This window comes from Clostridium brassicae (assembly GCF_026738875.1).
Lineage (GTDB): Bacteria > Bacillota > Clostridia > Clostridiales > Clostridiaceae > Clostridium_H > Clostridium_H brassicae.
In genome coordinates this window covers 271,960-286,646 of the sequence record NZ_JAPQFJ010000001.1, presented here as the reverse complement: position 1 = coordinate 286,646, position 14,687 = coordinate 271,960, and the positions used below count along the sequence as shown (strand labels likewise).

Here is a 14,687-nt window from a genome sequence, read left to right as displayed (position 1 = left end):
CTTATTTTTTTATTTTGGAATTATCATCTCTAATTATTTTCTCTTGACTTCCAGTCTTAGAAATAGATTGTCTCATCTTAGTGTCTGAGATAACATTCTCCATATCATAATAATCCATTACTCCAAGATTACCATCCTTAAGTGCAGCTGCTATAGCTTTTGGTATTTCTGCCTCTGCTTCTACAAGGCCAGCTCTCATTTCCTGCTCTTTTGCAACAGCCATTGCCCTTCTTTCCTCCGCTTTTGCTTGAGCTATATTCTTATCTGCCTCTGCTTGAAGTGATTGAAGTTGTGCTCCTATATTTCTTCCAATATCAATATCTGCTATATCTATAGATAGTATTTCAAAAGCAGTTCCCGCATCTAATCCCTTTGATAAAACTGTTTGAGATATCTTATCTGGATTTTCTAAAACTTCCTTATGGGACTGAGCGCTTCCTACAGTAGTAACCACCCCTTCACCTACTCTTGCAAGTACAGTAGCTTCTCCTGCACCACCTATTAATCTTTCTAAATTTGCTCTAACAGTTACTCTTGCCTTTGTTAACAATTCTATACCATCTTTGGCCACCGCTGAAATACTTGGTGTTTCAATTACTTTTGGATTAACACTCATTTTTACAGCATCTAATACATCACGACCAGCAAGATCAATTGCCGCTGCTCTTTCAAAAGGTAACTTAAACTCTGCTCTATGTGCCGCTATAAGAGCATCTACCACTCTGTCTACATTTCCGCCTGCAAGATAATGAGCTTCAAGTTCATTTATATTAACTTTAATTCCTGCTTTTGTTGCCTTTATTAATGGACGTACAATTTTCTTTGGAACAACTCTTCTAAGTCTCATTCCAACCATATTACCTATACTTACTTTAACCCCTGCTGCTAAAGCTGAAATCCAAAGTCCAAGTGGAACAAAGCTAAAAAATAAAGCTAAAAAAGTTACAACTAATGCTAAAATTATTATCATACCTATTGTACTATTCATAAAAATTCTCCCCTCATTAATAGTTTTTTTATAATCCTTTTTCTTTATATAATCTCTTTTACTACTATACGTCTTCCCTCAACCTGTATTATTTTCACTTTCTTTTCTCTTTGTATAAATTCACCTTCTGAAACTACATCAAGTTTTATGCCATTAAAATCTGCAGTACCTGAAGGTCTTAAAACTGTGGTAGTTACCCCTTCTTCATTAAGAAAAAAATTAAGATCTTCCACACATATATATCCTAATTCCTTTTTTTGTATATCCTCTAAAACAAGAGTCTTAGAAAGTTTTCCCTTTGAAAATGATTTCAGAACTATAGTAAGAGATATACCTAACACAGTCAATATAATAATAAGCATAATCAGTGCCTGTACTATAGTTTTAGCACTAAATACTATACCAACTATAAGCAATATTCCTCCAATAACTCCTGGGAACCCAAAACCTGGATGAAACATCTCTATTATCATAAGTAAAAAACCTATAACAAAACATATTACAGAAAGTGTTGAAATATCAATTGCCACTCCTTAATCACCTCCTAAATAAATTCACTCTTAATTAAATGTTTTGTATATCTTGCTTATACCTTACTACCTAACCTCACATTCTTAAATACAAAAGAGCTAAAAAGTACATATTAGAGTCTGAAATGTCCTTTTTAGCACCTGAACTACTTCTTTATCCAACCTTCAAAAACAGTTACATTTTCATCACTTTGTAAATAAATATCTCCTCCGTAATTTGTGATTATCTGCTTTACGATAGCAAGTCCCATTCCTTCTCCTCGTTCTCCTTTAGTAGTAAATCCTACATCAAATAATTTACTTCTAATATCCTTTGGAATTTCAGGACCATTATTTTTTATTCTGAATCTATACATCTTTACATCTTCATACAATTCCACCTGTAAAAGCCTATTTTTATCTTTCTCATGAAGAGCAAATATAGAATTATCAATCATATTTCCAAGTACTCTGCAAAACTCCCATGAAGGTATTTTTAAACCTTTAAGTTGAGAGGTTACAACAATCTCCATATTTATCCCTCTCTTTTCTGCATATAAAAGCTTTGCCTGAAGAAGTGCATTAACAGCTGGGTTCAATGTTTTTAATGCTTTATTAACTTTTTGAATATCTTTAAAAACTTTATCAATATAACCTTGTGCTTCATTATATTCTTCTAATTCCATAAGACTATACACCACTTGCAGATGATTCATAAAATCATGCCTCTGAGCTCTCAAAGTTTTATTTAGGTTTTCTACCTGCTCTAATGATTTTTTCATCATATCGTATCTATAATTATGTTTGTTTAATAGGTAAAAATCCCTTACTATAATGAAACCATTCAGTATTACTATAGATAAAATTAAATATATAAAAATATTTATCTTAAAATTCTCCTCTTTTACTAATTGTTTTTTTATTGAATATTTAAACAGTACAATTGCTATAATACTCCCTAGTTGTATTATATTTAACATTACTATTGTTATAATGGTTTTATTTATATTTAAGTTTTTGTTAAGTCTCTTTTTCATAATATATCTCAGCCTCTCTATTTCAGCTTTTTATCAGCTTTCCTTAAAATTATAACAAAATAATATAAGACAGTTAACAAAAATTTAAAAACATATCATATAATGAGAAAAAATTGAAAATAGTTAATAAAAAATAAAAGAACCTCTTAAAGTATCATAGGTAAAGCTCACCTATATATGTAACACTTTAAGTAGTTCTTTCACACATTGAAAACTGTTAGTATATGTTAATATTCTATATTTTAAATTTCACTTCTTTGGATTCTTGTTCAGTACCTAATGCTATATTTAGCCCTTCTTTAGCATTCTCAGCTACATTAATTATGTCTTGCTACTATTGTTGCCATAAATGAAGCAAGAAAAAAATCAAAGTATATTTGCTTAATAAATGTACACTCCATATACCCTTAATGTTCCATTAAAGCTTTATAAAATTTTTATAAGTCATTATCATTATTATTTTCTACTCTTTTTATTTCTTTACTATGAACCCTAAAACTTTCTTTGCCTGAATTGCTCAACAATAAAACCATATCATCTAATTTAATAGAATTTTTTAATGATACAGCTTCTAGAACTAAAGGTAAATTCACCCCGGTAATTATGTCCATATTCCTCTTGTTATAAGAATATTCTGCAACTACGTTATAAGGAGTCCCTCCAAAAATGTCAATCATAAATAGAACTTCATTATCATCTTCACCTTTTCCTAAAACATCCTCAATTTTCTTTTTCAAATCATCTGTTCCTTCTCCATTGAAAAAAGGAACAGCAAAAACCCCTTCCTGTTCTCCAAAAATCATATTAGCTGCATTTAAAATTCCTGGGGCAATGCCTCCATGACCACATACTATTAATTTCATATATATTCACCCTTTCTAAAATATTATCATATAGCTTCAACCTTTATAGAGTCTAGATACTTAAATGACAAAATTTCAAATGCAAAATACAAGTTTTATCTCATGTTTCCAACTCCTAGATAAAGTTTACTAACGTTTATCTACATAAAAATTTTCTACGGTTTTAGGATTATTCAAATTTCTCAAATAGTAAATTTAAATTTATCTCCTAATATATATTGAAAAGCTTTATGTGAAATTTTTCCGTAATTGTCTTCAGCAATTCCTTTAATTAATATTATTGGGTAATCTTTTTCTACCTTTAGATATTCACTTAAAATATCATTTGCCCAAACTAGTTCAATTGTTCTTTTTGCATTTATAAAATAAAGTTCTTTCTCTTCATATAAAAGTTTATATAATGAATTATTATCTAGGTTTTTGGTCAGTAAAAATTTAAAGCTGCTTGGGAATTTTGATATCTCATAAGAAATAGGAATCTCATTCATATATCTAATTCTTTTAATAACTACTATAAGTTCCCCTTCTTCTAAATTAAGATCTTTTATATCGTCATCTGTTGGAATTTCTAAAGATGCACTTATTAACTTAGCTCCTGGTTTAAATCCTTCTTTCTCAATTAGCTCACTAAAACTATGAGATCCTTCAATAGGTTGATTTAATCTATTGTCTTTTATAAAAGTACCCTTTCCTACCTCTCTAGAAATTAGATTTTTATCTTCTAACAATTTAAGCGCCTGTCTAACAGTAATTCGGCTTACATCATATGCTTTAGCTAACTCATTTTCAGTTGGTAATTTAAAATTTTCATCATATTTCTTGTTATTTATCTCTACTTCAATAACCTGTGCTAATTGTTTATATAATGGAACATTTGTATTTCTATTTAATTTAATTTCTTTCAATTATTAACCCACCTTTTTTATTTGTTATATCCTTTGATTATAATGATTTATGTTTATTACTTTTAAATATTTGTTATATCCTTTTATTACAATTATTAGTATAGCATAACTTAGGCCAATATACTAGCATATCTAAATAAAAAAACATTGTTATAACCATTGCGCACAATACAAATTTGTGCTATAGTTATAATACAATATAGTACAAATTAAATAATTATAAATAAGGGGGCTTTTTTATGATTAAACTTTTGCGCATAGATCACAGACTACTTCATGGACAAGTAATTTTTTCATGGTGTAAAGCTTTACAGATTACAAGAATCATCGTTATTGATGACGATTCTGCTAACAACGAGTTTAAAAAAATGTCACTAAATTTAACTAAACCACCAGAAATAAAACTAAATATTTTTACTGTTGATGCTGCAATTTCTAAAATGGATAAAATAGAAAACTTAAGTGACAATGTAATGATTATATTTGGTGGAACTAATAGTACCTTAAGATTTTGTGAACAATATCCTAATATTAAAGAAATTAATTATGGTGGAATAGCAAAAAAAGATAACTCAAAACAATTTAGTACAGCCATTTTTTTAAATGATTCTGAAATAGAGGATAGTAGAAAATTAAAAGACATAGGAATCTACTTATATATGCAACAAGTTCCTACTTCTAGAAAAGAAGATTTAAATCCAAAACTCTAAAATTATGAGGATAGGGGGATAAAAGATGTTTCTTAAATCAATACTGATAGGATTAGTTGGAGTATTTTGTATATTAGACTCACGTCTTCTTGGAAGACTTAACTTTGAGAGACCCTTAATTGTTAGTACCCTAGTAGGAATAATATTAGGAGATATAACAAAAGGACTTATGGTAGGTGCATCTTTAGAATTAATATCATTAGGAATTGTAAATATAGGTGCAGCAGCACCCCCTGATATGAACTTAGGATCAATTATAGCAACCTCTTTTGCAATCTTAACAAATGCTAGTGCTGAAACAGCTTTAACTATCGCTATACCTATTGCTATATTAGGACAAATGCTCGGGATTGTATTAAGAATGTTGTTATCACAATTTACTCATATTGGAGATAAATGCATTGAAGATGGAAAATTCAATAAAGCTAAAAACCTTCATATAGTTTGGGGAGTAATTCTTTATTCTTTAATGTATTTTGTACCTATTTTTATAACCATTTACTTTGGAACGGATTTAGTTAAACAAATAGTAGATATGATTCCAACTTGGCTAACAAATGGATTAAACCTTGCAAGTAAGATATTACCTGCTTATGGATTTGCACTATTATTAACATCAATGTTAACAAAAAAAATGTTGCCATTTTTACTAATTGGGTTCTTTATAACTGTTTATTCTGGTATAAGCTTAACAGGTGTCGCAATATTCGCAATACTATTAGCATTTATTTTATCCGAGATAAAATTTAACAACAATAATACTAGCGTAGATACTCTTGATTAGATAAGGAGGTATAAAAATGTCAACTGAAGCAAACAAACCAATTAAAAAAGATCCTAATAAGAAAAAATATTGGAACTTCTTTTGGAGGTCATGGGCTATACAAGCTTCTTGGAATTATGAAAGACAAATGAACATGGGATATATGTACGGTATGGCTCCTATAATAGATGAAATATATAAAGACCCTAAAGATTTAGAATTAAAAAAGGAAGCTTACAAAAGGCATATGGTGTTCTTTAATTGTACTCCTCAAACCACTTCTTTTATTATGGGTCTTACTACATCTATGGAAGAACAATATTACAAAGATAAGGAAAATTTTCAACCTGATACTATTAATGCTGTAAAAACCAGTTTAATGGGTCCACTATCTGGAATAGGAGATTCATTCTTTCAAGGAACAGTTAGAATCCTTGCTTTTGGATTAGGTGTTAACTTTGCAAAACAAGGAAGTATATTAGGACCTATTTTAGCAATGCTTGTATCTTTTATCCCTTCTTTTTTAGTAACTTACTATGGCGGTAAAATCGGATATACTATGGGAAATACATACCTTTCAAAATTATATAAAGAAGGTTTGATGGACAAGCTAATGTATATATCAACAATTGTAGGTTTGATGGTTGTTGGATCTATGATAGGAAGTATGATCGGTATTACAACACCTATAAAAATAGGCACCTCATTTGAGCTTCAAAAAGTTTTAGATGGTATTATACCAGGCATGATACCTTTAGGTTTAACCTTCTTCATGTATTGGTTGCTTCAAAAGAAGGTTAAAACCGGTTGGATTCTATTCTTATGTATTGCCGGAGGAATATTATTAAATTCCCTTGGTATATTCATATAGCTTAAATTTTAATCCGGCTGTTAAGGTTTAGATATTCAATAAAAATATTAAATTTATTTGCTCAATAAAAAGCAAAATATGTTAAAAACCTTACTGTGGTATTTTAAATTTATGTGGTGTATCTTTATTATATCACAGGAGAGGAAAATATAAAAGCTAGGGAAATCAACACTCACAAAGCTTTGCATAGTTCTAGCTAAATATACTTTAAAGGAGGAAATTTTTATGACACCCAAAAACATTATCACAACTATAAAAGAAAGACAACCTAATATAAAAAGTATTGTTTATGTTGGTTGTGGAGCTTCTCAGGCAGATTTATATCCTGCTAAATATTTCTTAGAGGAAAATAGCAAAGATATCCGTGTAAGCTTATACACCGCAAATGAATTCAATTATGCAACTCCAAAAGCTGTTGATTCAAGTTGTATTGTTATTACAGCTTCTTTGGGGGGAACTACTCCTGAAACAGTTGAAGCTACCTCTAAGGCTAAAAAATTAGGAGCCCATGTTATAACTTTAACTCATATTGAAAACTCTCCAATAACTAAAGATGCTGATTATGTACTAGTACATGGATTTGAAAAAAATTATGCTGCTAAATTAGAAAAAATGACTTTAGCAGTACAATTGGCAGTAGAAATTTTGTATCAGTTTGAAGGTTATGATAATTATAAAGAAATGATTAATGGTTTTGATAAAATATATAACTTAATAGAAGAATCTGTATCAACTGTACTGCCTGAAGCTAAAAAATTTGCTAATTCTTATAAAGACGACAAGCTAATTTATCTTATGGGTAGTGGTGCAACAGCTAAAGTAGCATATTCAACTTCTCTTTGCTTACTTATGGAAATGCAATGGGTTAATTCTGGCAACTTCCATAACGGAGAATTTTTCCATGGTCCTTTTGAAATAGTTGATAAGAATGTTCCTTTCTTACTATTTATGAATGATGGTAAAACTCGTCCAATGGATAGTAGAGCTTTAACATTTCTACAAAGATTCGATGCTAAAATAACAGTTATAGATGCTAAAGATTTTGGTATATCTTCTGTAATTTCTCCAAAGGTTGTTGATTATTTTAATCCAATGCTAATTTCAGGAGTTATGAGAGTATATGCTGAGCAATTAGCTATTGCTAGAAGTCATCCATTGACTAAAAGAAGATACATGTGGAAATTGGAATATTAAATATACTTAGCTTAGAAAATTGTATAATTTTAAAACTGTATAAGCATATTCAAATTTTAATTATACAATTTTCTCAACCATATAAAACTACATGAAAAAACGATCTATCATTTTATGATGGATTGTTTTTTCATTAATATAATGATATATTTAATACTTAGATAAATCTAAATTATCTAAGTAACCATTTATTGACGATTGCAGAGACACCCTACTGACTAAATACTAACATTAATTAAGTTTATTATTGGCTATGTTTTAATAAATTGTTGATTTTGTAAATTTCAACAGCAATACTCTTTTAAAACAGAACCTTGTTATTTAGATAAAGGAAAGGGATGAAAATAAATATGATTAAAGCAGTGATTTTTGATATGGACGGGCTTATGTTTGATACTGAAAGATTAGCAAAAGAATCCTGGCAAAAAATTGGTGAAAAATATGGATATATTTTTAATGATGAGCTTTTCAACAAGGTAATGGGTCTTACTATAAAAGCTACAGAAAAAGTTTTTAAAGATACCTATGGTGACAACTTTCCTTACACTAATCTTAAAAGTGAAAAAAATAAAGTTATGCTAAAAGAAATTGAAGAAAATGGTGTAGGTATAAAAAAAGGCTTAATTGAATGCATTAAATACTTAAAAGAAAACAATATTTTAATAGCTATAGCCTCTTCAAGTCAAAGATCAGTAATAGATTTTTATTTAGAATCAGCAAATTTAGTTGATGAATTTGATTATATAATAAGTGGACAAGAGGTTACAAATGGCAAACCTGATCCAGAAATATTTCTAACATGCTGCGAAAAGCTTAATGTAAATAAAGAAAATGCTTTGGTACTAGAAGACTCCATTAATGGAATAAAAGCAGCCTATGATGGCAATATCAATGTTGTGTTAATACCTGATTTAGTACAAGTACCTAAAGAAGTTGAAAGATTAACCTTAAAAAAACTATCTGATTTATCATTTGTTCCAGAATTAGTAGAAAGCATTAATAGAATATAATTATTTTTTTAATTAAACATCCTGTTCATCGTTTTTTTACCATATGTATAGTTATCATAATTGTTATACACAACTGAATTTTTTTAATCAACATATAATTTAATTGTTTATATTGTACTAATACTCTAAAAACCTAAAAACACCCAAATCTTCTAGAGTATTAGTACTACTATACTATTAATTATATTTTTTCAATTCAATAAAATATTCTAAAGATATTTTATAACATTATTTCCTCTAAGGATAATTTTTTTATAGATTTAGGCTCTTCATTTGGATATCCCAATGTCAGCATACTCACAAATTTTATATTTTCATCCCAACTAAATAATTCTTTAATCTTATTTTCATCAGCTATTTTCACCCAACAACTGCCAATACCAAGTTCAGTAGCTCTCAATACAATATGTTCAATTGCCATTGCTACATTAAAAGACACTTCTACTGCTAGTTTTTCAGCTTGTATTTTCTTAAGACCATTGCTTCTATTCTTAATCATTTTATAAAGGTCTTTATCAATAACATCTAGGTTGTATAACTCATCACTACCAAATAAAGATTCTCTAACATACTCCTTCAGATTAGCACAGCATACAAGTACTACTGGTGCTTCTGAAATATGCTTTTGATTAAATGAAATTTTAGATAAAGTTTGCTTTGTTTTTTTGTCTTTAACTATTTTAAAACGCCAAGGCTGCGAATTACATGCAGAGGGTGCAAGTCTAGCACAATCAAGCAAGTCAAAGATTAATTCATCAGGAATATCATCTTCTTTATATTTTCTTATACTTCTTCTCATAGTTATACATTGTTTTATACTCACGCTTACTCCTCCTTATAATAGACCGGTTGGTTCATATAGAATAAAAAATAACTTCATGGAAGTTGATTACTACTTCAAGATTTATTATCCTATTTTAGAGATAATAAATCTTGAAGCATATATTCAAAAGACTTTTCATCTTTACTTATTCTATAATAAAGTACATACCCTTCATATATAGCAAAAGCTTTTCTACCAATTAAATCAGCTTTATCTTTCGTTAATCCAGATATTTGTAGAGAATTTGAAAAAATACTGATTAATTTACACATACCTTTTGAGTATGCCTCTGATAGATCATTTTCAATAAAAGCTATTTCTAAACCCAATACAGCTATTGGGCAACCAAAATAATTACCTTGTGACACTGAGTTTTTTATATCCATAACCATATTATTGATAAATACATTCCAAGGATTATTTGATAATGGTTCTATCCAATCTCGTAACATTACTTTTCCATAATATTTTGCTACTTCAAATCCAAGTTCTTTTTTACTAGAAAAATAAAAATAAAACGAACCTTTTGACACATTAGTTTCATGTAATATATCATTTATTCCCGTATTTGAATATCCATTTTTTAAGAATAATTTAGATGCCGTTTCTATTAACAACTGTTTTGTCTTTTCCCCTTTACCTGATTTCATTACATACATTCCTTCCATAAAAGTTATTTAACACAATAATAAACCAGTCGGTATATTTTTGTCAATAGATTTTTAGTCTCTATGTAAATTACAATATCTATGTTCTAAAAAAATAAATAACAAGCAACTTTTAAATATTTTAAAAGCTGCTTATCTATTATTTTTACCATTTATTCACTTCATCTGCTATTATTATTTTGCAAGCTTTTCTAAAATTTCATTACTTCTTTCTATAAACTTTGTCATTTTCTCAGCATCCAAAGTTTTATGACTCATTAAAGCAAGATCATAAATATGTCTGCATATAAGCTTTACATCTTCTTTTCTATCTTCTTTTTTATTAATTTCAAGTAATGATCTTACTAGGCTACTATTCCTATTTACAACTATACTTTCTTCACCGCTAGGCATATTCATATTAATTCCACCAAACATCTTAGCCATTTCTTCCATTCTTCTTGATTGTTCGTCTAGTAGAATAACTGCTGGTATACTTTCTGTTTTTAAACCTTCTACCTTAACATTAAATTTATCATTATCAAAGGTTTCTTTAAATATAGTAGTTATTTCATTAACTTGTGCATCTAGTTCCTCTTTATTTTCCTCTTCAGATAGTTTATTATCCTTCATTGTTTCTGATAAATCTGAATCAATTCTATTGAATTTAACACCGTTTTCCTTCATTTCTAAGAAACTTACAAAATGAGAATCAATAGGTGCATCAAGTACTATAGCCTCTATATTATTTTCTTTAAACATTTTAATATATTGTGCTTGTTGCTGTTCATCTGTTGTATAGAATACTTTATTTTCATGGTTTTCCTTGTTCTTTTCAAGATATTCCTTAAGAGTTATATATTCTCCATTTGTAGTTTTATATATTAGAATATCCTTAACTTTGTCATAAAAATCTTCTTCTTTCATGCAACCATATTTTATAAATACATTTATATCTTGCCAATTTTCATTGTATTTATCTCTAGAATTCTTAAATAACTCATTAAGTTTATCTGCAACTTTTTTACTTATGTGCTTTGAAATTTTCATTACACTTCTATCATTTTGAAGAAAACTTCTTGAAACATTAAGTGGAAGATCTGGGCAATCAATAACACCCTTTAGTAGCATTAAAAATTCAGGAATTACTTCTTTTATATTATTAGCAACAAATACTTGATTGTTGTATAATTTAATTTCACCTTCAATAGTATTTAATGTATTGTCCATTTTAGGGAAATAAAGAATTCCTTTAAGATTAAAAGGATAATCTACATTAAGATGAATCCAAAATAATGGATCTTTATAATCATGAAATACTTTTTTATAAAAATCTTTATATTCATCTTCTGTACATTCGTTTGGACTTTTACGCCAAAGAGGTTTTGTATCATTTAAAGGCTTTGGTTCTTCCTTTTTAACTTCTCCATCTTTAGACTCTTCCTTTACTTGTGCTTCTGCATTTTCATCCTCAAGATATATTTCTATAGGTAAAAAACTGCAGTATTTTTCAATTATGCCTCTTATTTTAAACTCTTCAAGAAACTCTTTACTATCATCATTAATATAAAGTGTTATTTCAGTTCCTCTACCCTTTTTATCTGAAGGAGCAATTTCATATTCAGTACCTCCACTACATATCCACTTTACAGAAGAAGCACCTTCTTTATATGAAAGTGTATCAATTTGTACTTTATCTGATACCATAAAAGCTGAATAGAATCCAAGTCCGAAGTGACCTATTATTTGATCCTTCTCGTCTATTTTATCTTTATATTTAGATATAAAATCTTCTGCTCCAGAAAACGCCACTTGATTTATGTATTTTTTAACTTCTTCATCTGTCATTCCAATACCATTGTCAATAAATTTAAGGGTTTTATTAGTTTTATTGTAAACAACCTTAACATAGTATTTAGGGTCATTCTCAACCTTTGCTTCTCCCATCATAGATAGGCTCTTTAATTTGTTTATAGCATCACAACCATTACTTATAAGCTCTCTTATAAATATGTCCTTATCTGAGTAAAGCCACTTTTTAATAATAGGAAAAATATTTTCAGTGTGAATAGAAATATTACCTTTTTCTGCTGCCATATTGTTCACTCCTTACCTTTATTTTATCTCATGTCTATATCCACTAATACGTGAATACTTAATATTAAAATCCCATATAATGGGTATAAGCCTCAGATAGAACCTAAAAAAGCCCCACTTGAAGCTTAAAACTTACTCATATAATACAATATATATTTTAATGTTCATTGCAATATATGTCAATATAAGTAAAATAGTTATTTATCTTTTATAAATTTTTGTAAACTAAAAAAATTTAATTCATAAAAAATCCCAACACTCAGTTTCCTAAGTATTGGGATTTATGGTTTTACAAGTATATACTTGTTTTATAATATTAGTTTTCCGTAAGTTTTAAACTTATAAAAACTAATGTTACATCTAAAGAGCATAACAATCTAAGTTACACTAATATAGATAGCTTATTACCTTACTATAATCTTTCGACTACAATAAAGCAGGTCACAACCTATACTAATGGTTTCCTCGACCATATAACATATCTCATAAACTTTATAAAATCTTTCGACCTTATAAAACCTATTTCAATACATCATATAATCTTAGCTCGACCTTACACTATAAGTTTCAACCTCATTATAATGAATTTATTTTTCAAAATTCACTATAATAAAGCTTTACCCCACAGTGTAAAATCTTCTCTCTGACCTTATATAAGCCTCTATAGACCCATATAAAATCTTTGACCGACCCATATATACCCCAAAACCTTAAGAGCATATATAAGTCTTGACTCAACTGTCATGTTCCTTATGCTATTATTATGTTCATTTATAAAAAAATAATTCACAATTATTTTTGGTAAATTTCCCTAAAAATAATTGTGAAACATCTCTATATTACCTTCTATATTTATATTTCTTTTTTAAACCCGATTTTTGTTAACTTCCCCTTATTCTATTTTGCTTTTTGTTACTTATAGCGAACTACTACTATTCTATTGTTTTTCTCTTGATACACTATTCCGATTATATAATTATAACCTTTCATCATTATTACAAAAACGTAAGTTACAAAACTCTAAATGTAATTCAAATCAATGGTTGCTAAAACACTTAGAATATATAATTAATACATAAAGAGAACTAAAGATAAGTTACAAAATAAAAAAACAAATTACAGGGGGCAATATAAATGAAAATATTTAAAAATTTATTAGATAAATTAGTTAAAGCTATGAATGAAAATGAATTAGGAGCTACAGATTACTTAGAAGAAGTTGAATTCAAACTTAATAATGATGAGGAATACAATCTGAAAGCTTGTGAAACTTTAATAAACATGAACAATATGTTTAGTGTTTAATTCTTTTCAATGTATTAGTATTTTATATAAGTTTACATAGACTTATTCATTGTATCAACAAATCTATTAATGTTTTCATCTAAAATATCTGATACATTTTTATTTATATTTAGTCGAGGAATACTCTTGTCTTTTTTAGATATCATCTTTATTATAAATCTTTCCATAAAATTCATCTTATCAAACCTAAACTCTCCTCCAAAAGATTCTGTAACAACAGCATTAATTAATAATTCTTGTGGAAAGCAATCATTAATCTGCATTTTTGCTTTGTCTCCCTTTAACATACCACATATAAAAAATCCTACTTTTCTATCTTTTAACATACAAATATTTTTTAAACAAAATTCACTCACTTCTTTTTGAATTTTTCCTGCATAAATTGATCCACCAATAATAATTTTATCGTATTGTAAAAGTTCTGGAACTTTTTCAACTTTTAAATTGCATAAATCAACTTTTCCCATTAATTTTTCTGATAAAATCTCAGCGCATTTTTCTGTACACCCATACTTAGTAGCATAAATTATTAAGTTATTCATATTTTTTCCCTCCATTAATTAATCGATATAATTCATAATTTAATATTTATTAATAGCAACTTCTACTGCTTTACGAATTACATTGCTACTTAATGTAGAACCACTAATACTGTCTACATCTAAGGATTGCTTACTTATGATCTTATCTATTATTTTTTCTGCGTTCTTTCCCATACCATTCTTATGCTCCATAATAATTATGTTCACTATCTTGTTATTCTTCACCTGAACCTTAACAACAGCTTTTACTGGATTAGCAAAATATTCACCAGTATATGAACCATCACTAACATTTTTCAAGTCTACATTAACAACAGGAATCTCTGGCACTTTTATTGATTTGATATAAAAAAAAGCTATAGACATAACAATACATAATGTTAAAAATACTATTCCTAATATTTTTATTACTCTTTTCATATT

16 protein-coding genes are annotated in these 14,687 nt (G+C 28.1%); 6 read left to right on the top strand and 10 right to left on the bottom strand.

Features of this window, described 5'->3' with window-relative positions:
- Nucleotide 1: 1 nt before the first annotated feature.
- From floA to OW729_RS01335, 5 genes are all read right to left on the bottom strand, one after another.
- On the bottom strand, nucleotides 2–988 hold the full coding sequence (gene floA / locus OW729_RS01355) for a flotillin-like protein FloA (protein ID WP_268059600.1): 987 nt from the start codon (nucleotides 986–988) through the stop codon (nucleotides 2–4).
- Between the two features lie 44 nt (nucleotides 989–1,032).
- On the bottom strand, nucleotides 1,033–1,518 hold the full coding sequence (locus OW729_RS01350; RefSeq protein WP_268059599.1) for an NfeD family protein: 486 nt from the start codon (nucleotides 1,516–1,518) through the stop codon (nucleotides 1,033–1,035).
- 146 nt (nucleotides 1,519–1,664) lie between these two features.
- Nucleotides 1,665–2,534 (bottom strand): sensor histidine kinase, encoded by an 870-nt coding sequence (locus tag OW729_RS01345; RefSeq protein ID WP_268059598.1) that lies wholly within the window; start codon nucleotides 2,532–2,534, stop codon nucleotides 1,665–1,667.
- 437 nt (nucleotides 2,535–2,971) lie between these two features.
- Entirely contained in the window at nucleotides 2,972–3,397 is a 426-nt protein-coding gene (locus OW729_RS01340; RefSeq protein ID WP_268059597.1) for a PTS sugar transporter subunit IIA, read from the bottom strand.
- Nucleotides 3,398–3,579: 182 nt separating this feature from the next.
- A complete protein-coding gene (locus OW729_RS01335; protein WP_268059596.1) occupies nucleotides 3,580–4,302 on the bottom strand; it encodes a GntR family transcriptional regulator in 723 nt (240 codons plus the stop codon).
- 239 nt (nucleotides 4,303–4,541) lie between these two features.
- Between OW729_RS01335 and OW729_RS01330 the strand changes: the two genes are divergently transcribed.
- From OW729_RS01330 to OW729_RS01310, 5 genes are all read left to right on the top strand, one after another.
- Nucleotides 4,542–5,012: a PTS sugar transporter subunit IIB gene (locus OW729_RS01330; RefSeq protein ID WP_268059595.1), complete on the top strand. Its 471-nt coding sequence runs from the start codon at nucleotides 4,542–4,544 to the stop codon at nucleotides 5,010–5,012.
- 25 nt (nucleotides 5,013–5,037) lie between these two features.
- Nucleotides 5,038–5,796 (top strand): PTS mannose/fructose/sorbose/N-acetylgalactosamine transporter subunit IIC, encoded by a 759-nt coding sequence (locus OW729_RS01325; RefSeq protein WP_268059594.1) that lies wholly within the window; start codon nucleotides 5,038–5,040, stop codon nucleotides 5,794–5,796.
- Between the two features lie 16 nt (nucleotides 5,797–5,812).
- A complete protein-coding gene (locus OW729_RS01320; protein ID WP_268059593.1) occupies nucleotides 5,813–6,646 on the top strand; it encodes a PTS system mannose/fructose/sorbose family transporter subunit IID in 834 nt (277 codons plus the stop codon).
- A 225-nt stretch (nucleotides 6,647–6,871) separates the two neighbouring features.
- The gene (locus tag OW729_RS01315; RefSeq protein WP_268059592.1) at nucleotides 6,872–7,840 is read left to right on the top strand and encodes an SIS domain-containing protein; all 969 of its coding nucleotides are present in this window, start codon (nucleotides 6,872–6,874) and stop codon (nucleotides 7,838–7,840) included.
- A 350-nt stretch (nucleotides 7,841–8,190) separates the two neighbouring features.
- Nucleotides 8,191–8,850 (top strand): HAD family hydrolase, encoded by a 660-nt coding sequence (locus OW729_RS01310; RefSeq protein ID WP_268059591.1) that lies wholly within the window; start codon nucleotides 8,191–8,193, stop codon nucleotides 8,848–8,850.
- Between the two features lie 220 nt (nucleotides 8,851–9,070).
- On the opposite strand, the gene OW729_RS01305 is transcribed toward OW729_RS01310, so the two are convergent.
- The 3 genes from OW729_RS01305 to htpG form a co-directional block, all read right to left on the bottom strand.
- A complete protein-coding gene (locus tag OW729_RS01305; protein WP_268059590.1) occupies nucleotides 9,071–9,673 on the bottom strand; it encodes a nitroreductase family protein in 603 nt (200 codons plus the stop codon).
- Between the two features lie 89 nt (nucleotides 9,674–9,762).
- Nucleotides 9,763–10,323 (bottom strand): TetR/AcrR family transcriptional regulator, encoded by a 561-nt coding sequence (locus OW729_RS01300; protein ID WP_268059589.1) that lies wholly within the window; start codon nucleotides 10,321–10,323, stop codon nucleotides 9,763–9,765.
- 192 nt (nucleotides 10,324–10,515) lie between these two features.
- Nucleotides 10,516–12,417 (bottom strand): molecular chaperone HtpG, encoded by a 1,902-nt coding sequence (gene htpG / locus OW729_RS01295; protein ID WP_268059588.1) that lies wholly within the window; start codon nucleotides 12,415–12,417, stop codon nucleotides 10,516–10,518.
- A 1,134-nt stretch (nucleotides 12,418–13,551) separates the two neighbouring features.
- Here htpG and OW729_RS01290 point away from each other — a divergent pair.
- Nucleotides 13,552–13,722 carry a hypothetical protein gene (locus OW729_RS01290; protein ID WP_268059587.1) on the top strand — a complete coding sequence of 57 codons (171 nt, stop codon included), beginning with the start codon at nucleotides 13,552–13,554 and terminating at the stop codon, nucleotides 13,720–13,722.
- 32 nt (nucleotides 13,723–13,754) lie between these two features.
- Here OW729_RS01290 and OW729_RS01285 read toward each other — a convergent pair whose 3' ends face one another.
- Both OW729_RS01285 and OW729_RS01280 read right to left on the bottom strand, forming a co-directional pair.
- Nucleotides 13,755–14,264 carry a flavodoxin domain-containing protein gene (locus OW729_RS01285; RefSeq protein WP_268059586.1) on the bottom strand — a complete coding sequence of 170 codons (510 nt, stop codon included), beginning with the start codon at nucleotides 14,262–14,264 and terminating at the stop codon, nucleotides 13,755–13,757.
- A gap of 39 nt (nucleotides 14,265–14,303) precedes the next feature.
- Entirely contained in the window at nucleotides 14,304–14,684 is a 381-nt protein-coding gene (locus OW729_RS01280; RefSeq protein WP_268059585.1) for an FMN-binding protein, read from the bottom strand.
- Nucleotides 14,685–14,687: the final 3 nt, after the last annotated feature.